The 19,459-nt window shown below is 45.1% G+C and carries 18 protein-coding genes and 1 pseudogene; 8 read left to right on the top strand and 11 right to left on the bottom strand.

Annotation, left to right across the window (positions count from 1 at the left end; all coding sequences use genetic code 11):
• A pseudogene (locus tag Q0986_RS12245) lies at positions 1-238 on the top strand (transposase); the annotation flags it as partial.
• A gap of 169 nt (positions 239-407) precedes the next feature.
• Here the strand turns inward: Q0986_RS12245 and Q0986_RS12240 are convergent.
• On the bottom strand, positions 408-1,568 hold the full coding sequence (locus tag Q0986_RS12240) for a glycosyltransferase family 4 protein (RefSeq protein ID WP_299410518.1): 1,161 nt from the start codon (positions 1,566-1,568) through the stop codon (positions 408-410).
• Positions 1,569-2,049: 481 nt separating this feature from the next.
• Here Q0986_RS12240 and Q0986_RS12235 point away from each other — a divergent pair, with 481 nt between their 5' ends.
• From Q0986_RS12235 to Q0986_RS12215, 5 genes are all read left to right on the top strand, one after another.
• Positions 2,050-3,564: a lipopolysaccharide biosynthesis protein gene (locus tag Q0986_RS12235; RefSeq protein ID WP_299410524.1), complete on the top strand. Its 1,515-nt coding sequence runs from the start codon at positions 2,050-2,052 to the stop codon at positions 3,562-3,564.
• A gap of 40 nt (positions 3,565-3,604) precedes the next feature.
• Positions 3,605-4,354 (top strand): class I SAM-dependent methyltransferase, encoded by a 750-nt coding sequence (locus tag Q0986_RS12230; RefSeq protein WP_299410515.1) that lies wholly within the window; start codon positions 3,605-3,607, stop codon positions 4,352-4,354.
• A gap of 5 nt (positions 4,355-4,359) precedes the next feature.
• Positions 4,360-5,595: a glycosyltransferase gene (locus tag Q0986_RS12225; RefSeq protein ID WP_299410513.1), complete on the top strand. Its 1,236-nt coding sequence runs from the start codon at positions 4,360-4,362 to the stop codon at positions 5,593-5,595.
• Positions 5,596-5,634: 39 nt separating this feature from the next.
• A complete protein-coding gene (locus Q0986_RS12220) occupies positions 5,635-6,360 on the top strand; it encodes a class I SAM-dependent methyltransferase (protein ID WP_299410510.1) in 726 nt (241 codons plus the stop codon).
• A 265-nt stretch (positions 6,361-6,625) separates the two neighbouring features.
• On the top strand, positions 6,626-8,056 hold the full coding sequence (locus Q0986_RS12215) for an O-antigen ligase domain-containing protein (protein ID WP_299410508.1): 1,431 nt from the start codon (positions 6,626-6,628) through the stop codon (positions 8,054-8,056).
• Positions 8,057-8,148: 92 nt separating this feature from the next.
• On the opposite strand, the gene plsY is transcribed toward Q0986_RS12215, so the two are convergent.
• From plsY to Q0986_RS12170, 9 genes are all read right to left on the bottom strand, one after another.
• Positions 8,149-8,826: a glycerol-3-phosphate 1-O-acyltransferase PlsY gene (gene plsY, locus Q0986_RS12210; RefSeq protein ID WP_299410505.1), complete on the bottom strand. Its 678-nt coding sequence runs from the start codon at positions 8,824-8,826 to the stop codon at positions 8,149-8,151.
• Positions 8,827-8,887: 61 nt separating this feature from the next.
• Positions 8,888-9,886, bottom strand: coding sequence for a rod shape-determining protein (locus Q0986_RS12205; protein WP_366918576.1), 999 nt, complete (start codon positions 9,884-9,886; stop codon positions 8,888-8,890).
• A 181-nt stretch (positions 9,887-10,067) separates the two neighbouring features.
• Positions 10,068-11,162: a DUF3086 domain-containing protein gene (locus tag Q0986_RS12200; RefSeq protein ID WP_299410500.1), complete on the bottom strand. Its 1,095-nt coding sequence runs from the start codon at positions 11,160-11,162 to the stop codon at positions 10,068-10,070.
• A 47-nt stretch (positions 11,163-11,209) separates the two neighbouring features.
• Positions 11,210-11,596 (bottom strand): DUF3119 family protein, encoded by a 387-nt coding sequence (locus Q0986_RS12195; protein ID WP_299410498.1) that lies wholly within the window; start codon positions 11,594-11,596, stop codon positions 11,210-11,212.
• Positions 11,597-11,646: 50 nt separating this feature from the next.
• Positions 11,647-12,444 (bottom strand): MlaE family lipid ABC transporter permease subunit, encoded by a 798-nt coding sequence (locus tag Q0986_RS12190; protein WP_299410521.1) that lies wholly within the window; start codon positions 12,442-12,444, stop codon positions 11,647-11,649.
• A gap of 289 nt (positions 12,445-12,733) precedes the next feature.
• Positions 12,734-13,936, bottom strand: a complete 1,203-nt coding sequence (locus Q0986_RS12185; RefSeq protein ID WP_299410495.1) for an argininosuccinate synthase — start codon at positions 13,934-13,936, stop codon at positions 12,734-12,736.
• A gap of 203 nt (positions 13,937-14,139) precedes the next feature.
• The gene (locus Q0986_RS12180) at positions 14,140-15,435 is read right to left on the bottom strand and encodes a hypothetical protein (protein ID WP_299410492.1); all 1,296 of its coding nucleotides are present in this window, start codon (positions 15,433-15,435) and stop codon (positions 14,140-14,142) included.
• Between the two features lie 432 nt (positions 15,436-15,867).
• Complete coding sequence (locus Q0986_RS12175) at positions 15,868-16,347, bottom strand: thioesterase family protein (protein WP_299410490.1); 480 nt, start codon at positions 16,345-16,347, stop codon at positions 15,868-15,870.
• 10 nt (positions 16,348-16,357) lie between these two features.
• Positions 16,358-16,675, bottom strand: a complete 318-nt coding sequence (locus tag Q0986_RS12170) for a YkvA family protein (protein WP_299410487.1) — start codon at positions 16,673-16,675, stop codon at positions 16,358-16,360.
• Positions 16,676-16,976: 301 nt separating this feature from the next.
• Between Q0986_RS12170 and Q0986_RS12165 the strand changes: the two genes are divergently transcribed.
• Both Q0986_RS12165 and Q0986_RS12160 read left to right on the top strand, forming a co-directional pair.
• Positions 16,977-17,657 carry a MotA/TolQ/ExbB proton channel family protein gene (locus Q0986_RS12165; RefSeq protein WP_299410484.1) on the top strand — a complete coding sequence of 227 codons (681 nt, stop codon included), beginning with the start codon at positions 16,977-16,979 and terminating at the stop codon, positions 17,655-17,657.
• Positions 17,658-17,694: 37 nt separating this feature from the next.
• Positions 17,695-18,360: a biopolymer transporter ExbD gene (locus Q0986_RS12160; protein WP_299410481.1), complete on the top strand. Its 666-nt coding sequence runs from the start codon at positions 17,695-17,697 to the stop codon at positions 18,358-18,360.
• Here Q0986_RS12160 and Q0986_RS12155 read toward each other — a convergent pair.
• Positions 18,357-19,397, bottom strand: a complete 1,041-nt coding sequence (locus tag Q0986_RS12155) for a TrkA family potassium uptake protein (RefSeq protein ID WP_299410478.1) — start codon at positions 19,395-19,397, stop codon at positions 18,357-18,359. The two genes, Q0986_RS12160 and Q0986_RS12155, sit on opposite strands and share 4 nt — an antisense overlap.
• Positions 19,398-19,459 lie beyond the last annotated feature (62 nt).

The raw sequence follows: 19,459 nt of genomic DNA, 5'->3' as shown, positions 1-19,459 counted from the left end.
CGAGTTGATGCTATGGCTGTGTGAACATGGCATTTTGCCTTTGTACACGCCGCTTTCTGGCAGTTGGTTGAATATGGCTGAGTCGATCCAGCGCATCCTTAAGCGACGCGCGTTGGATGGCCAACATCCCGAAACGCCTCAACAGATCATGGACCGATTTGAGGCCGTCGCCAAGGTATGGAATCAACATCCAACGCCGTTTGAATGGGGTGGCAAACGAGCAGTACGACGGCAATGAGGGCAAATAAGATGACAAGGCCATCGGCTAGGAGGCTCTGTAGCGGTTACTCTGGCTTTAGTTGCATGAAAAGTAATGGCAATGTTCACACCAAATGACCCACTAGAACGATATGTAAAGCTTTAGTGCCAGAGGGATAGGAGCGCGACTGCAAGGAACAATAATCTGACTATTTAGGGACAGTTTGATGTCTCTTGGTGTTGAGAGCCTGTTCATAAGTCGCAAGTCTTGCTGCAGCGATTTTTTTCCAACTATAACCTTGAGCAGTTGTATAGGCATTCTGGCGGAGTTGGTGTAACAAAGGCCGATCAATAATTAATTTTTCTAAGGCTACGCCCAGAGCGTTACTCTCGCGAGTTGGAACAACCAAGGCATCATAACCATCCCTCACAATTTCCATGGGTCCTGCAGCTGAGGTTGTGATTGGTGCTAAACCGCAAGCCATACCTTCAATTAACGCTTTGCCAAAGGCTTCGGATATCGTCGGAAACAGTTTAATGTGATGTCCTGCTAACAACTCAGGCAAGGATTCATGGTCATATCGAGGGATCACAGTAATGCGATCGCACACCTCTGGATCAAAATCAGCATAAACCATCTCAGAACTCAGACATTCACGACAGCTCGTCCCCAGAAAACTCACATGAACTTGAGGATATTGGCATAGAATTCGATTCAAAGCTGGCGTACTGTATTGAATCCCCTTACGTGGGATATAAGTTCCCACCTGAGCGATACGGATGATCGAAGATGCCTCTAAGGGTGTCGGTGCGAAGGGCAGCCCTAGGAAATCGTCAGGCAAACCATTAGCGACAATATGGATTTGTTCTGGAGGCAAACCAAAGTGCAGGGTCACATATTCAGCTTCTTGGCGATTGAGTAGAAAAGCAGCATCTGCAGTTCGAAAAGAAGTTGCCACCTCCCATAAATGGGGTCCCCCTCGATACAATCTATATTTCCAACTGAGTTGGCGATTCCCTCGGCGAACATCTTCTAGAATTTCTTTTGTTTCTAGATGTTCTAAACCATGACTCCGAGTCACCAATAAAGGTTGAGAAGATCGCTGGAGATGCTTAAAACTTCCCCATAACCACCCGTCCCCAGTCGACATATCAATGACATCGATCCTGAGCTTTTCTAACTGCCGTAAGAGATGAAATGCAACAAATTCTGGGAACAGCAAATCTTTAAATCCAGGAGGAATATTAACCCCAAAATCATCAAAGGAGTAATAGTACACCTGATGTCCCTGCTTTCGATAAGCGTCTCCCAGCTTCAAGGTACTTCCAGCCGCACCAGAATTAGGGTCCAAGTGTTCATGAATAGTCAACAAAATATTCATCAGCTGTCACAGAGACTAAGAGCGGGCAAGGCATCCAGAATAAGACGTGAGGTTAGTTCAAAGGGTTTACACCCGTTTACACCCTAATTTTCTGCACCACATCGAGATTACTATGTATAACTCAGAAACTACTATATAGTTGTCTGACTCAGATGACGCCTTCATAGTCCCTTGGACGTTACTGACTACAACGTTTTATGATGCTCTGCTCTCGACTCTGTCGATTTAACCAATAAGCCTATTGTTAGACTAGGATGCAAAGCTGGGGCTTGCCATCTATATGTTTTCTCTTGCTCTTTCGCCACTTTTACCTCAACGGATTAGCAACTTTTAGACACTAAGCTTCTTCTGAAAGACTAACTGAGTCTAAATGAATATCTGATCTAGCTAGCGACATTATATGGAGTAAAGCCATACTTAGTATCTCTTTGATATATCGATTGAGAAAGGAGCAGCCAAGTTGTCCAAAATGTCTAATCGGGGTGTTCCTAACGAAAAAAATAGAGAATTCTTCAAAACTGAACATTTACAGCCCAATTTAAAGAGACGTTCCATCCAGGGTGGCCTCATCACTGTCTCATCTCAAGGCGTCAAATTTGCGCTGACCCTGATTTCGAACATTTGTTTAGCCAGATTACTGACGCCTGCTGATCATGGCTTGGTGAGTATGGTGATGGCAGTGATAGGCTTTATGAAGCTCTTCAAAGACTTGGGGCTATCGATGGCCACTGTACAACGAAAAGAAATTAATCATGCTCAGGTAAGTACGTTATTTTGGATCAACCTAGCCTTTAGTCTTTTAATTGGGTTGATCACAGTGATCCTTGCACCTGTGATCGCTCAGTTCTATCAAGAACCTCGCCTAGTCTGGATTACCATTGCTTTAGCGAGTGGGATTGTAATCAGTGGTTTAGGGACTCAGCACATCGCTTTACTCCAACGCCAAATGCAATATTCAAAGCTTGCTGCTTGTGAACTTATCGCGCAAGTCTGTGGTGTTGGTCTAGCGATTGTGGCTGCCTTGCAAGGCATGGGATATTGGGCGTTGGTTATTTATCCCATTGCTACAGCCACAACCTTAACATTAGGTGCGCTGCTGAGCTGCGGGTGGATTCCAGGATGGCCATCTTGGGATCCAGAGATTCCTTCAATGTTGAAATTTGGAGGAAACTTAACAGGATTTACGGTCATTAATTATTGTGCTCGAAATGTTGACAACATTTTGATTGGTAAATATCTAGGTAAAACCCAATTAGGATTATATGCCAAGGCCTATCAGCTTCTCTTACTCCCCATCAAGCAAATCAATGGACCGATCAGAAGTGTTGCGATTCCGCTGTTGAGTCGCTTATCTGACTCACCCGAAAAATATCGAAGAGCCTACATTAAAATTGTCCAAAAGCTGATGTTATTGACAGTCCCTTTAGTTGCTTTTATGATGGCAACCTCTGATTGGCTGATCGCCATCTTATTAGGCAAGCAATGGATACCTGCAACACCGATATTTCTATGGTTAGGACTGGCAGGGGCCATGCAGCCTGTTGCTAACTCAGTTGGGTGGCTACTCATTTCCCAAGGGCAGACTGATCGAATGCTAATTTGGGGAATCATCAGCACTATACTGGCAGTCACCTCCTTTGGTATTGGTTTACCTTGGGGAGCAACGGGAGTCGCAGCCTCTTATGCCCTAGTGTGGATTTTGATCACGATGCCGCTATTATTTTGGTTTGTTGGCAAGTCTGGCCCCGTTCGCACCCAAGATTTCTATGTAGCCACTGCACCTATTATCCTGGCTCTCATAACTACTGCAGCCGCTTTACTATGCTTTCGATTTTACTTTCAATCACCTCATATCCTATTGGGCTGCCTACTTGCTGGTGTGATTACTATTTCAGTCTTTATAGGGACGTTGCTAACATTTCCCAGTGGTAGAGCAATCGTTCAAGATTCTAAGGATATTATGAAAAATTTCACCCGTACGTAATCTACATTTTTGAGAAAATAGTCTTTCAAGTCACATTTATATGCTTAACAAGGAAACATGGACTGCGACCAAGTTTGTAAAGACCAAGCAAGGCTATAGTTTTTCAACGGATCCTACACAAGTACTTATTGGTTCCCGATTAATTGCCTCTATTCAAGTATCACTGTATCAAGATTTAATTGAAAAACATGCCAGTGGTCTGCTGTTGGATTTAGGGTGTGGTAATGTTCCTCTTTATCAAATGTATAAAGATTATATAATAGATAATATTTGTGTTGATTGGAGTAGCAGCTTCCATGAAAACCCTTATCTCGATCATGAGGTAAATATCAATGATGGCATCCCTCTACAAGGTAAGATATTTGACACAATTCTGATGACAGATGTACTCGAACATATTTCTAACCCAGAGCTAGTTATGAGTGAAGTGTCTAGACTTTTAAAACCAAGAGGAAAACTAATCTTGACAGTGCCTTTTTTATATAAGATTCATGAAAAACCCTATGATTATTTTCGGTATACTGAATTTTCTCTTAAAATGTTTTGTCAAAAAAATAAGCTAGATATCTTACACTTAGAACCCTACGGCGGGACATTTGAAATTATTTTAGATATTACTGCAAAGCAATTAGCCCGTTTCTCTCTTATATCTTCAGCGCATCTTTTTCTGAGTCGGTTAGTCGTTAATTCTAGGTTTGGGAAAAAAGTCTCAGCTAAAACATCAAAGAATTTTCCGCTAGGATATGGTCTTGTTGCTCAAAAGCAAGATAATTCAGATAAACAACAGTAATTTTAATGAAAATCGCATTTTTAGTTGGCGAATTCCCTGCCATATCAGAAACATTTATCCTCAGCCAAATCACAGCATTGATTGATTGTGGCCATCAAGTTTCGATTTATGCTCAGAGGCCGTCTAAAGATGTAAAAATGCATAAAGACTTTGATAAGTATCAGCTTCAAGACTGTACTTTTTACTATCCCACTCTGTCCAAAAACATTGTTAAAAGATATATTTATGCTTTCTCTCAATCTGCTTCTTTCTTTTGGCAGCGGCCACTGCTAATTCTGAAGGCATTAAATATATTTAAGTATGGGAGAGAAGCGGCCTCGTTAAGAATATTATATCGAGCCATCCCTTTCCTTCATCGAAATCATCATTATGATGTGATCCATTGCCATCATGGTCATGTAGGGATCATTGGGGCTGCATTAAGAGAAATGGGTGCAGTAAAAGGTACTTTGGTAACCACCTTTCATGGTTATGATGTCAATGTTATCCCTATGCTGCGTGGGAGAGAGATATATACCCATCTTTTTCAAATGAGTGATAGGTTCACTGCGAATTCAAAATTTACGATATCCAAACTGATTGAACTAGGATGTCCAGTAGGAAAAATAGACTGTTTACCTGTCGGTCTTGATATCTCATTGTATAACTTTCAGCATAGAGTACTGCCGTTAGCAGAACAACCTATTCGAGTGATGACGGTTGCGCGCTTGGTTGAGAAAAAAGGGATAGAATATTCCATCAGAGCTATTGCAAAAGTTATTTCAGAAGTCCCGAATATAAAATATTATATCGTGGGTGAAGGACCATTGCTTGGCCAGCTTGAGGATCTGATTGTGGAGCTAAATATACAGAATTATGTATATTTATTAGGCCGAAAAACTAAAGAAGAAGTGCAAGAACTATATGCACAATCGCATTTATTTGTTTTATCGAGTGTAACGGCCAAAAACTTTGATCGAGAAGGCCAAGGACTTGTTCTGATAGAAGCACAAGCTATGGGTCTCCCAGTTGTGGCAACACTGCATAATGGTTTTCCAGACAGTGTTGTGGATGGTAAATCTGCGTTTCTAGTGCCAGAGCGAGATGTTGATGCCTTAGCTGAGCGTATTTTATTCCTGCTGAAACATTCTGAACGCTGGCCTGCAATGGGCCAGCAAGGCAGGGATTATGTTGCCGAAAAATTTGATATTCGAAATCTCAACCAAAGGTTAGTCGATATTTATCAATCTTGTCTTACCTGAAATCAGACTTTAACTTTAATGATTTTGCCATATAGTGTTATGCCTTCTATTAAAAAAATAGCTAGAATAAACATCAAGAAAACACTCAACTTTGGAATTAAAAAGTTCTGTCCAATTTGTGCTTCACATATCCGTAGTTTCAATCCCTATGGTGTTAACAAGCGGCCTAATGCAGTCTGCCCCATCTGCTTTAGCCTAGAAAGACATCGATTGATGTGGTTGTACTTTCGACAGGAAACCGATTTATTTCAACAATCTCCCAAAAAGATGCTTCATATTGCGCCAGAGGCTTGTTTTATGGATAGATTTTCTAGCTTATCTCATCTAGATTATTTGCCTGGCGATCTAGATAAGCCAGGAATACCAGTTGTAGATTTAACAGAGATTGATTTCCCTAATAATCATTTTGATATTGTATATTGCTCTCATGTTTTAGAGCATGTACCTAATGATATACAGGCGATGAAAGAGTTGGCTCGTGTTGTGAAATCTTCAGGATGGGCAATCTTGCAAGTACCGATTGTTGGCGATTATACCCAGGAAGATCTTTCTATTACTAATCCAACCGAGAGAGCTCGTCTGTATGGACAACCTGATCATGTTCGACAATATGGTAAAGACTACAAAGATCGCTTAGAGGAAGCTGGATTTCAGGTTCAAGTCATCCCTTATTTATCTCATTTTACTGACCAAGAATCTGAACAATATGGCTTTGGTACTGATAATCATGATATTTATTTGTGTCGATCCCTAGCTCACTCTTAAATAAAGGAGTAAATATGGATGACGTTGGTTTCTCTTTGGCTACTTGATACAAGACTTTATCAGGTTTGCTAATATCCTTTGCAAGGCCCTAAGAAAATAATATAGAGAACTTGAATATATAACTATTTTGTTTTCTATTGACTATGGAAAATTCAATACTATTATTCTAATTGTAGGTTAACTCACTTTATCACTATTAAGATATTCGCACCAAAAGGCAATCACACTGCAGTTTCAGGAATCTATACACTCTTCTGATTGATTAATGGATACCAATGCATCATTATCACTAGCAAATTCGCCTAACACAAAACAGGCATGGATTTTAATTAGTGTTTTTTCGCTTGTTTTGAGCTTACTTATTTTAGCTGGAGTAGGTCTGTCAGCTGCTCTTTTTTTCTTTCTAGGCTCTGTTTCTCTAGGAGGATATCTATACTTTAAACACCCTCACCTCTACGTGGGCTTTGTCTGGTGGCTATGGTTTGTTGGACCGTTAATTAGACGTCTGATTGATTTTAGAAGGGGTTCACTCACTCCTGGTCACTTTATGTTAACGCCTTCATTAGTCGCATTAATCAGTATTATTACATTTGTTAAGTATTTGCCTCGTTTTTATAAAAATCAAGCTTTACCTTTTGTTCTGTGTGCAGGCAGTATTTTTTATGGTTTTGTGATTGGCGTGGTTTATCGCAATCCTCTAAATAGCAATATATATGGCACATTGCAAATTTTAGGGCCTCTTTTCTTTGGCTATCATCTTTTTACGACCTCTTATAATTATCCTCTGTATCGAAAAACAATTTTGCGTGTATTTCTTTGGGGCGTAATTGTAATGGGAGTTTATGGTATCGCCCAACGATTATTTTTGCCCAGCTGGGATCAATTTTATTTACTCAATATTGAGAAAGAACACCAGATTGCTGAGGGGATTGATTCAACTTTCGGCCTTTTTAGTACCACAGAAGGACGCCAGCAGTTTGCCGGTTTGTTGGCAGCAGGTTTAATCCTTATCCTTTGTCAAGAAGGAAAACTACTGGGATTTATGGGGGCTGCCCTTGGATATTTAACCCTGTTGCTGTCTCGAGCTAGAGCAGGATGGTTAAGTTGGCTAGTTAGCTTGGTGCTGTTTATTCCTTCTCTGAAACCAAAACTTCAGGTACGAATCGTCAGCGTGGTTTGTATCTCGGGAATATTAGTGATTCCCTTAACCACCATGGAACCCTTCTCAACGTTCATCAGTGATCGTGTCGGTAGCTTGTCGGATATTGAAGGAGATAATAGTCTGTACACCAGGAGAGTGGCTTACAATTTCTTGTTCGCAAAAGCCATTACTGAGGTCGTGGGAAAAGGAATTGGTCTCAACTTGGCTAATTATGCTCAGATTTCTACTTTTGATGGCGCAATATTACCCATGTTTTTTTGGTTGGGATGGTTAGGAATAATTTTCTTTAGCGGTGGTATTGCTATGCTTTTATGTAAATTGCTAACGGCTAGCATTTCACGCACTGACTCTTTTGCGAATGCTTCAAGAGCAATTGCTATCGGAATTTTTATCCAAATTGGTTTTAATTTGATTTTTATTGCTTCGCTAGCACTGGTATTTTGGGGCTTTTTGGGGATGGCTCTAGCTGCAAACTCTTACTATAAAAGTCCAAGGCAAAATTTTGGATATGGCACATTGCCAAGCCATTATTAGCAAAATTTAGCGTAGCCTTAAACTCAAAAGACTAGAGTGAGCAACGTTGTCCTCGGGAATGGCTACTTTGTGAGGGATAGGTTACTCCAAACTTATGTTGCGTCAGTAGATACGGCTTTTTTCTGACCCAAGCGGGGTTCGGTTCCTGCTAATAACCGTTGAATATTCGCCCAATGTCGCCATACCACATAAACACCTGCTGTGATGCTAAAGAGAATGTAAGCCAGGGGTTGTTGGGCAACAAACATAAGAATCGGTAGTGAGATCGCTGCACTGATTGAACTGAGCGAGACAATCCGTGACAAGGATAGAACCAACGCGAAAATCCCCATAGCAGCTAGACCCACCGTCCAGCTCATCACTAATAGGACACCTAACCCCGTCGCCACGGACTTCCCACCTGTAAAATTAAGCCAAATAGATTTACTATGACCCAAAATCGCCATTAGCCCGGCCAAAATTACCAAGAAAGATAGCCATAATGCTGTATCGGTCGTCTCAGGTGCTTGACTCAAAAACGTGGTGTTTGTATAGGCCCATCGTACTAGAGCGGCTGATCCTGCCCCTTTAAGGATATCTACGACTAACGTGGCTAAGCCTGGTCCCTTGCCTAGAGTCCGCAAGACATTTGTGGCTCCTGTTGATTTAGACCCATGCTCCCGGATATCAATACCTTGAAGAATTTTACCGAGCAAATAGCCGGTAGGAAAAGATCCCAAAAAGTAGGCAATGCTTAACAATACACCGTTACAAAGTAGCCAAATCGCCATAGGGAAGACCAAACGCGCTCACCCTCTATTGTTCCATGCCTGGCAGCCCAGGCTAAAGGGTTTAAAGGCGTTTTTGCAAAACCCGCTCTAGTGTTTTGAAATTTTCTAAAACCTTACCCGTGCCTAAGGCCACACAACTGAGAGGATCCGGCGGCATATGCACCACCAGACCCGTTTCATAGCTAATCAGCGTATCCAGACCGCGGAGCTGGGCTCCGCCTCCAGTAATCACAATGCCTCGATCAATTAAGTCTGCTGCTAATTCTGGTGGAATTTTTTCCAAAACTCGTTTAATGGCCGCAATAATGCGGGCCAAAGACTCAGCCAATGCCTCTCGAATTTCTGCGCCCTGGAGGACGACACTGCCGGGCAAACCTGACAACAGCCGTAGACCCGAAATCTCTACCGTGGCTGCATCATATTCAGGGTGGGGATAGACGGTGCCGATTTTGATTTTGATGGTTTCGGCTGTTTTCTCTCCGATCAGTAAATCATGATTCTTTTTGACATGGCGGCAAATAATCTGGTCAAATGTGTTGCCTGCCACCCGTAGCGATTCCGTCACGACCGTTCCCATATAGCTGACGACCGCAATTTCCGTGGTGCCGCCTCCCATATTGACGACCATATTGCCAATCGGTTCTTCTACAGGCAGATCAGCACCAATGGCCGCGGCTAGGGGTTCATCAATTAAGTACACTTCCCGCGCTCCTGCTTGGGCAGCGACTTCGGATAAGGCCCGTTTTTCAATACTGGTAGACCCCACAGGGCTACTAATAATCACCCGAGGATACAGCAGCGTTTGCCCCTTCTGTACTTGCTGGATAAAGTGCTTGAGCATCAACCGAGCGGTCTCAAATCCCACAATAGCCCCATCTGCAAGGGGATGATTAACCACGATACTAGAAGGATTACGACGCCACATCGCCTCTGCTTCACTGCCAATGGCGAGCAAAGACTGACTCGTTTGATCTTGGGCAACCACAGAGGGTTCTCGCAGCACAATCCCTTGATCACTGAGGAAGATAAGGGTATTTGCAGTGCCTAGATCGATGCCAATGCCATGGGATAGATGATTTAACGGACCCAAATCCTAATACCTCCAGGACACCTGTCTCTTTAATGCAGATAAAACACCCGATATTGCCTAAAGACCTGTCAGGCCAACCCCTTGTGTGATCACTCAAGCCCTTGCTTAGTCTAGCGGTCTTTTTCCCACACCCGCGAAATATTCAGGATTGCTATTCAAACCAATCAAAGGTAGCTCGTTCCTTGCGAAGCTGTGGTTCTGGCGCAAAGGCTAACCAGAGAGGAAATTGCAGAATTGATAAACTGACTTCTTCTTCTGCATCATCGATCAGAATTAGGGGGAGTTGTTGTTCCTTGACGAGCCGATCGGCTTTTTGAGCCAAGGCACCGGGGGATTCAAATAAAATTAAGCCCCGTTCTGGGCCAAAATCTGAGCGATCAATGCCTAGACAGTCTTGCAGACCCCGGCGCCAGTCCCCTAAACGCTCGGGAGAATCTGCCAAAATCAGGGTGCGAACAGAACTACCGTATAGCTGCCGCAAAATCGAGATCGTGGCAGAAGCGACTAAGATATTCTGCAAGCGACTGCTTAAGGTCCGTAAGGCCCCCCGTCCGCCAAAGGTAAAAAACCAGCTTGCGACCCGCTCAGCATGAATGGGTTCAAAGGTCCGGCGCAACTGCCAGGGCGGACCATAGTAATTAGGATTGGTGCGGTATTGATCGAGAATTTGGCGAATTTGGCGAGTTTCTTCCGCAAATTCCTGGGTAGCAAATTTGGGACCCGACCGCTGAGGAGGTGTAGACTGCTGTTGAGGGGGGCGAGATTGCCGAGGTGCCGCCGAACGTGGTGGTCGCTGCTCTGCTGTGGAGGGCCGGGGGGCTGGTGGGGCCTGAGGAACTGTCTTGGGTTTGGGGGCTTCTTTTTCTTTAGGGGCGAGTTCTAACTTCTCTGCTGCAATCACCAGATCTTGTAGGCTAGTCACAAGATAGTCATGAAACCCATGAATCCGAATCGCTAAGTCTTGCGACACGCCAGCAAAGCTTTGGCGCATTTCTGTCTGGACCCGTTCTTGGCGACGCTCCAACTGATCGACGGCAATTTGTAAGGCTTGCTTGCGCTCTTCTAAGGTTTTGAGGTGGTCATTGGCAAACCGTTCTAGGGCTGTTTGGGTCGCCGAAAGCTGCTGTTCCAGGAGTTTAGCTTTGGTCCCTCTTAGTTCAGCAATATCGGCTCGGAGGGTTTGCGCTTCTTTTTGGAGTTGTTCCACAGAGGGGGTGTTGTTGGCGATACCGGAAGAATCAGTCACGTTAATCCACTTGAATCAGTAAAACAATGGCTCTTGAGCAGAATACCTTAGGATCTGGGGCATCGCTCTTCTAAGCAGGTTAATAGCGTGCGAGCATCAAAGAGCATGGGCATAAAGTGAATGCTTTTGACTTCTTTGAAAAAGAACAGGATGGGAACCGGGGGAAATAAAATTAGCCAATCTTGCCACTCGGCAAAGGGAAACTGGCGCAATTGTTGGTTGCCGCGATAGAGTTCAAAGGCCGTGGCTGTAAATTGAACCTGGATGGTGGCCGCCTGAAATCCAAGAAAGCAACTGATGAGGATAACGGGAATCCCAGCCCAAGGGGTGAGGACGGTGAGGAGAATGCCTGCGATCGCACCCCCAATCGGCACCCAATAGCGGGGCGCCAAAACGACCGTTGATTGTGTATTCGAAACCTGAGAAACAGCCATTACACGTTTATATGGTGAGCAAACTGATATCCATTCTAAGGGGTTCTGCTTCACAAGTTTTGTAAGGCCGTCCCCCCTGCACCTTGAAACATCACCCAGGATAAGAAGAAGTTGGTGATAAACACCAACACCAGCGCGGTCACCACTGCTGCAGTCGTGGATTGACCGACGCCTTTTGCTCCACCGTAAGTCGTCAATCCCCAGCTAGAACCAACAATGGCAATAATGCCACCAAAAATCGCCGCCTTAATCATGGAGTTCCAAATATCCCAAACCCCTAAAAAGCTATGCACCGAGTCTAAAAAGACACTATAGGGAATGTCATAGAGTACGGCAGCGACCACCATACCGCCAAGCACACCTGCGACCAAAGAAATAAGGGTCAAAATCGGCAACATCAGGGTACAGGCCAACAGACGAGGCACGACCAAATAGTCCACGGGGTCAGTATCTAACATCTGTAATGCATCAATTTGTTCCGTTACCCGCATCGTGCCAATTTCAGCAGCAAAGGCAGAGCAAACGCGACCCGTAATAATCACTGCTGTTAGGACCGGGGCCAGTTCCCGAGTCAGGGCAAGCGCCAGCACTCCTCCCACCGTTTGCACCAGGCCAAAGGCGATAAACTCTCGGGCAACTTGAATGGTAAAGACCATGCCTACAAAACTAGCCGTTAGAAGAGCGACTAAGAGAGACTCTGGTCCCACGATGGCCATTTGTTCAATGGTATTGCGGCGGTGAATCTTGCCTCTCAGTAGATGAACCACCACCTGCCCGCCTAGAAACAGGGCCGCAATCAAGCGACGGCTCCAAATATTAAATCCCGTCCAGGCCAGTAAGGATTTCAAAAACACCTAAACTGGGTCGCCACAATGGTGTTCAAGGGGTAGGGTTTGGAGGATATCAATCATACTGTTTCATCGCGTAACAAGTACTGAGCGGCAAACCACCACCAACATATTACTTTGGCACTGAGAATTGTGACACCACAGCCTGACAAGCTGAGAGGAATGGTTCACTTCAGATTGGCATTTTGATGAACTCTTTCTGTCTGTGGCTAACAGCGTTAACTTGGCAACGTGCTTCTGCTAACCACACGACTGCAACTGGCTGTTGAGTGTTTATACGAGTCAGCACTTAGGATCGTTGTTGTTGTGACCATACCCGAGTCGGCAGACCCCAAACGTAGATAAACCCTTCCGCCGCTTTGTGCTCGAAAGCATCTTCAGCCCCATAGGTTGCTAAGTCAGGCGTATAGAGAGAATGAGAGGATTGGCGACCCACCACTGTTGCCGAGCCCTTCAATAACTTGACTCGCACCGTGCCCGTAACTTGCTTTTGCGTTTGCTGAACAAAAGCATCTAGGGCATCTTTGAGGGGGCTAAACCAGAGGCCGTTATAGACCAGCTGACTATAGGTTTCTTCAATCCCTCGCTTGTAATGAGTGACATCTGCCGTTAGGGCTAAGCTCTCTAGTTCTCGGTGAGCCTGAATCAACACCAGCAGGGCAGGGGCTTCATAGATTTCGCGAGATTTAATGCCGACTAAGCGATTTTCCACCATATCAATGCGGCCCACCCCATGCTTACCCACCACTTGATTCAGCTGTTCAACGAGGGCAACAGGGCTAAGGGCTTGTCCATTCAGTTGGGTGGGAAGGCCTTGGGCAAAGTCAATGTCAACGTACTCAGGCTGATCCGGGGTATCGGCAATAGCCTGGGTTAGATCATAGACTTCTTCTAACGGCTCTACCCAGGGGTCTTCTAAGGGACCGGCTTCCACACTTCGCCCCAATAAATTACGATCAATACTGTAGGGAGATGATTTTTTCACAGGTGACTGCACCCCATACTTTTCCCCGTAGGCAATCGTTTCTTCCCGGCTCATCCCCCATTCACGGGCAGGAGCAAGGACTTTGAGGTCGGGATTCAGTGCAGCAATCGACACATCAAAGCGCACCTGATCATTACCTTTCCCTGTACAGCCGTGAGCGACGGCATCAGCACCGTGGGTCTGAGCGGCTTCCACGAGCAGTTTGGCAATTAAGGGTCGAGCTAAAGCCGTGGAGAGGGGATATCGATTTTCGTAAAGCGCGTTGGCCTGAATGGCGGGAAAGGCATAGTCAGCAATAAAGCGCTGAGTGCCATCAGCAATCAAAGATTGAGCAGCGCCAGCATCTAGTGCTTTCTTGCGGATGGGTTCTAGCTCATCTCCTTGACCTAAGTCCGCAGCAAGGGTGATGACTTCTTCAACACCCCATTCGTGCTTGAGATATGGAATACAAACGGAGGTATCAACGCCCCCAGAATAGGCCAATACAACTTTTTTAGCACGTCCCATGATGGCTCGTTCCCCAGGAAAACTGCGTTCCTTATTATGCAGGGTTAAAGGTCAGATTGCTACCAAATATCAGTAGTCATCTTTCTTGAGTCGTTTTGAGACCAGAAAACGGAAAAAATGAGACGAAGTGAGGCTCCTATAAAGATGAGCCACAGACTGAGTATTCCTGTTGAAGTTTTAGCTAAAAGCGATAGCCAGAAACGCTACAGAACAGATACATAGGAATAGTCAAACTTGCCAAACTGACTGCACCAAGCCAGGTTCAGTTTCTCAAAACAGTGGACTAACCATTGGACTGTTGACTGTTTGTGAGTTTCATAGTGGCTGAACAGAAGTGCAAAGCGCTTTTCTAGGTATGGTTTCACCTTCTTGCAGAGTAAAACAACCTTGAGTAGCAAGCTAATCGTTGAGGTCGAGCCGATATTGTTGATCAGGTCCATAAAGATCCAATGTTTGGGCTGTCGACGACTTTCAATCACCAGGAAATTGAAGACTTGCTGGCAGGTCCGCACCATGAGGAAGTCATTCATGTTGCGATCATTGCTTTCTGGAAACATCTCTTGTAAGCATTGATGCAATTGATTGTTAAACCGACATTGGCCAAACTTGGTATCGACGGATGCAACTAAGTATTCGTATAAGTCTTTTTTGAAATGCTTGTAGGATGATTGAGCTGCCCCTTGCCGTCTTAAAAAGTGCTGTGCTAAGTCTTGATGCGTGTTGCGAGCATCTACTTTGCCGACAAAGTGCTTTAAGGAACTGCGAAGATCAGAATCACTTAACAACGTAGGGTTATAGACCGGTTGAATAATTCTGCCAGTGCTCGGTTGTCCCACGGTTTGAATGATGGATGTAGACTGTCTAGCACTGCGTTTCAAGATATCTGTCATATACAGCGATAACTCGAGTTCAAACCTTTTCTGCGTCTGAATCTGAGCTTGGTGCACCACTTGTTGGTGTTCTTGCGTGTCTCCCTGAGACACCAGGCAGTGTTTATAGAGATAGGGATATCGCTGTAACAGCGTTACCAAAGGTTGTTGAGCAGAGGTAGCAGAACGAGGGTTGATAAAGTCTGAAAATCGCCTTAACCGTTGGAAGTGAGCACTTTTGACAAACTGCTTGACTAACAATCGAAGGCGGGTTGTGGTTTGGGTTCGCCCTAAGCTAGCGGGCATGCAACTCGCTTGTCCCAATAGTTCGATTAAATTTGGAATGGCGTACCGACAATCCAATTGAGTCTGCCACCGATTCACCAAAATATAGCAACACCGATTGAAAAATAACGAAAACTCTTCTTGCTTGCTGGCAGATTTAACAATGGCATTGACCGCTTGCCGAATCTCAGGCTCTTGATATCCTGAGGTTCCCAAAAAGAGGGATTGAAATCGGTGCAAAACCTCTTGGGGAGATTCGGTGCGCACGCAGGCAAGCAGGTGATCGTACACTCTTTGCGCGTTGGAAGTTGCGCGAGATTGATGCTGAGGCAACTGGGTATACACGTGATTTCTAAGTGAGATGATAAGGGTGACAGTTAAATGATCAGGACAATAAACACTGGCGAAGTAATTAACTGCTTCCTAATTCAAGGTGCTCCCAAACCCGCTGAATTATTTTGCGTGTGATTAGTATGCCCATACATGAACATAAATTAAAAACAATGATCAAATTGTGGTGTGATCAAGCGCACACCTAAAGGTGATCCAAATCACCTAAAGAACCCCAATATTTTTCTCTGGATATAATTTAATTCCAACGTAGCATTTCATTTTAGAAACTGTCCAAGAAACCCTTAATCTTTATGGATCTTAAGTTATGGGTCTTAAGCAGGGTGATGGGAAAACGGACACATATCCAAAACGCATAGGATGAATAGAACCTGCCCACCATGATCGATGTGGGTTCTAAATCACCCGCTTGTTCAAGGCTAGCGATCAAGCGCTTGGCTTAGATGACATTTGACTTACAGCATCTTGCAAACGCGGAGGAAATTTGCGTAAGATGCGCTTGCTCTCGGAATTTAAAGGCACTAACGTCACTTGGCCTAAGATACAAGGCTGATCACGGTTGGCGGTAAAAATATGTTGATCCCAAGATAAACGGATTTTCTCGACTTTATTTAAGCGAGATCGGACAATGACGGTGTCTTCCATCCACATCGCTTGTTGGTAGCGGAGCGATAGATCAATCACAGGTAAATCACATCCCTCTTTGACGAGGTCTACATATTCAAGACCCACACTGCGAAGGGCGTCAATGCGGGCTGCTTCCATCCACTCTATATAGGAGCCATGCCAGACAACGCCTGCATAGTCGGTATGTCGGGGTTGAACTCGGGTGCAATATTCAAACCAAATGGGAGACCAGTTAGGATTAGGAACCATTGTGTAGGGGGAATGATGATCAAGCCCCACCTACAATACCTCAATCCTGAACCGGGACGGCATCAACATCTACGGTTTCTGAGGTATCTGGTGTATGGGGGTTAGAGGCATTCGTGTCTGGCTGAGTTGAAACCTGGCGCTGTTTATAGTTCTCGATCCAGAGTTGGGATATCTCGGAAATAAACAATGTCAAGAGAGCAAGATCATCAATTTGGCCAACAATGGGAAAGAGATCAGGAGAAATATCAAAGGGGCTGAATAGGTATGCCAACGTTCCAACAATAATCCACGCACGATATTTGGGATTACGCAGGCTGTTTCGGTACCACTGATACAGTGCTTTGATGGAAAAATTCATAGGTTGGGTTGCAATCCTTTACGTCTCTATTGTGTCAGCAATCGAAAAATTCATCGGGTGTGGATTTCCACCAAAAGGCTGTCTGTGAGTTTTTTTAGGAAATTAGGTTGTTCCTGGAGAGGAATTTAATAATGCTGAAGATAATTCTCAAAAGAGTCTTCTAACGATTGATTAAGGGTAGGTGAGATTTATTTCACAAACGAATAAGTCATGCTATATCGTATACTTCATGATGAGATAAAAACGAACATAAAACTTCGTATATTATTCATCTCAGCGTCAGCTAGGCAAAAGGAACGCCGTGAGTATCATTGAGCTACTGGGAAAGGTAGGGCCAACGATCTGGCCCTTGCTCTTACTTTCTATCTTTGCGATCGCAACCATTTTTGAGCGCTTATGGTTCTGGAGCAATCTGCTCAGAGGCGAGCGAAAAACAGCACGACAAATCATTGATGCTGCTCGTCGAGATTGGGATGAAGCGACTCACCTAGCTAGACAATTTAGCAATCAGCCCATTGGCCGCTTTCTGTTTACACCATTGCGTTTAGCGAACCAGGAACCTGAAATTTTTCGATTAGCTTTAGAAGCCTCTGCCGACGAAGAATTGTCAGCCATGAAAAAGGGCAGCAAGATTTTAGAAACGGTGATTGCTTTAGCGCCGCTTCTGGGTTTGTTTGGAACGATTTTAGGTCTTCAAAATTCCTTGGGAAAATTGAACTTTGAAGAATTTGGTCAGATTGTCGGTAATCCTGCCTTGGGCATCGATCAAGCGCTCACGAGTACCTTAGTAGGACTGGCAATTGCCATTGTTTCCTTAGCCTTTTACCGTTTCTTTCAAGGCCTGGTTTTTAATCAGGCTCGCATCTTTCGCCGGATGGGTAATGAACTGGAACTGGTCTATCGACAATTTTGGTTGCAACCCACAGAGTCCCGGCCAACCTTAACGGCCAAAAGTGATCCACCTTCGATGGGCAATGAATAGTTGTGAGTGGCCTGTTGATTTTTAGTTTGCCTGTGATATGAAAACGTTTTTAGAAAATGAAGATGCCGACATTCAGGTCGAACTGATTCCATTGCTAGATGTTGTTTTCTGTCTGCTGGCGGTCTTTATCTTAGGAACAGTGGGTCTCAGCAGACCCGAAGGCATCAACCTCAACTTACCCATCGCCGAAACAGGCACGACTCAGTTTAGCAGTAAGTTTAGAGTGCAGGTCGGCAATTTGGGGGAGCTACTGGCCAATGATCAACCGGTCAACCAAACTCAATTAAAGCAGCTGGTCAGCCGATATCTGAGGCTCAATCCGCAAGGAGTCGTGATCTTAAAAGCGGATGGCGCGGCCCCTTACAACCAAGTGGTTGCCATCCTAGATCTTTTACGCTCTGTAGGAGGAGAGCGCGTGGCGTTGGAAACTAGACCCAGTGATCCCGTCACACCACCTGGATCGGTTCCAGGGCAGACGCCAAGTCAACCGGGTCAGAATCCACAATCCCCTGATCTATTGCCCGTTCCTTCCGTCGATCAGCCTGGAGCAGGAAATATACCGGGAGCGCCCACTCAGCCCGTTGCACCTACTCAGCCCATTGCGCCCAATCAACCCCTGCCGAACCAACCCCTGCCTGGACAGCCAGTACCCATTTTGCCTGGGACGACCCCAACGCCTCAACCCAGTCCGACCTCTCCTTAACTGAATCCTGCGGTAGACAGGGCCTGATTGAGAGCCTGAAGTTGTTGAGTGGTACCCATACAAATCAGTAGATCTTGGCTACAAAATTTGGTTTGAGCAGAGGGCGAACCAATCAGTTCTCCATTGGCTCGGCGGATGGCAAGGATGGATGCACCCGTCTGCGATCGCACATCTGCGACTCCCAAGGACTGGCCAATATATGGACAGCTATCGGTATCAATCAGCAGCTCTTCGATATAGAAAGCTGGTTCGCTTCCCGTTAAAGCCACATCCATAAAATTCACCACTTGGGGGCGCAGTGCGGCTGCGACCATCCGTTTGCCTACCGTCATATACGGGGCAACCACAGCATCTACGCCCACCTGCTGCATTTTTTGCAGAGCATCTTCACTGTTGGCTCGAACAATAGCCCTAATCTGAGCATTGAGATTTTTAGCAGACAACACGGTGTACAAATTATCGGCATCTGAGGCCAGGGTGGTAATCAGGCCAGTGGCTCGCTGAATGCCAGCTTGCAGCAAGGTTTGATCATTGGTGGCTCCACCTTGAATGCTCATGTAGCCAGCATTTTGGGCCGCTTCTATCAATTCAGCCTCTTGATCAATCACCACAAAGGGAATGGCTTCGGTGGACAATTCCTGAGCAATTTGCTGTCCAGTCCGGCCAAAGCCACAGAGGATAAAGTGTCCTGACAGCTCATCCAACAGTCGTCGTTGTTGTTGCAGCCGGACGCCATCGCGGAAATATCCTTGAATCACGGCTTCCGTAAAGCGATTGGCAATATAGCCCAGCCAAATCACGCCGACGATAATCAGGACAATGGTAAATAATCGACCGCGATCGCTGAGGGGATTCACTTCCATAAAGCCCACGGTGGAGAGGGTGATCACCGTCATATAGAGGGCATCCGTCAACGGCCAGCGCTCGACTAACCAATACCAAAGCGTGCCTGAGACAATGACGCCGCCAAAAGCTCCTATTCCTAAAAATAATTCCCGCTGAATCTGCTGATATTTTTTCTCCAAAATCGAGTACACGGCGATGGTCCATCAAGGGTAATGACTTGAATATCGTGAGGCATAGATGCTCGCTTCTCAAT

It is taken from the genome of Acaryochloris sp. IP29b_bin.148 (assembly GCF_028285565.1).
GTDB lineage: Bacteria > Cyanobacteriota > Cyanobacteriia > Thermosynechococcales > Thermosynechococcaceae > Acaryochloris.
The sequence above is the reverse complement of the archived record's forward strand: the minus strand, read 5'-3'. Positions and strand labels throughout refer to the sequence as shown.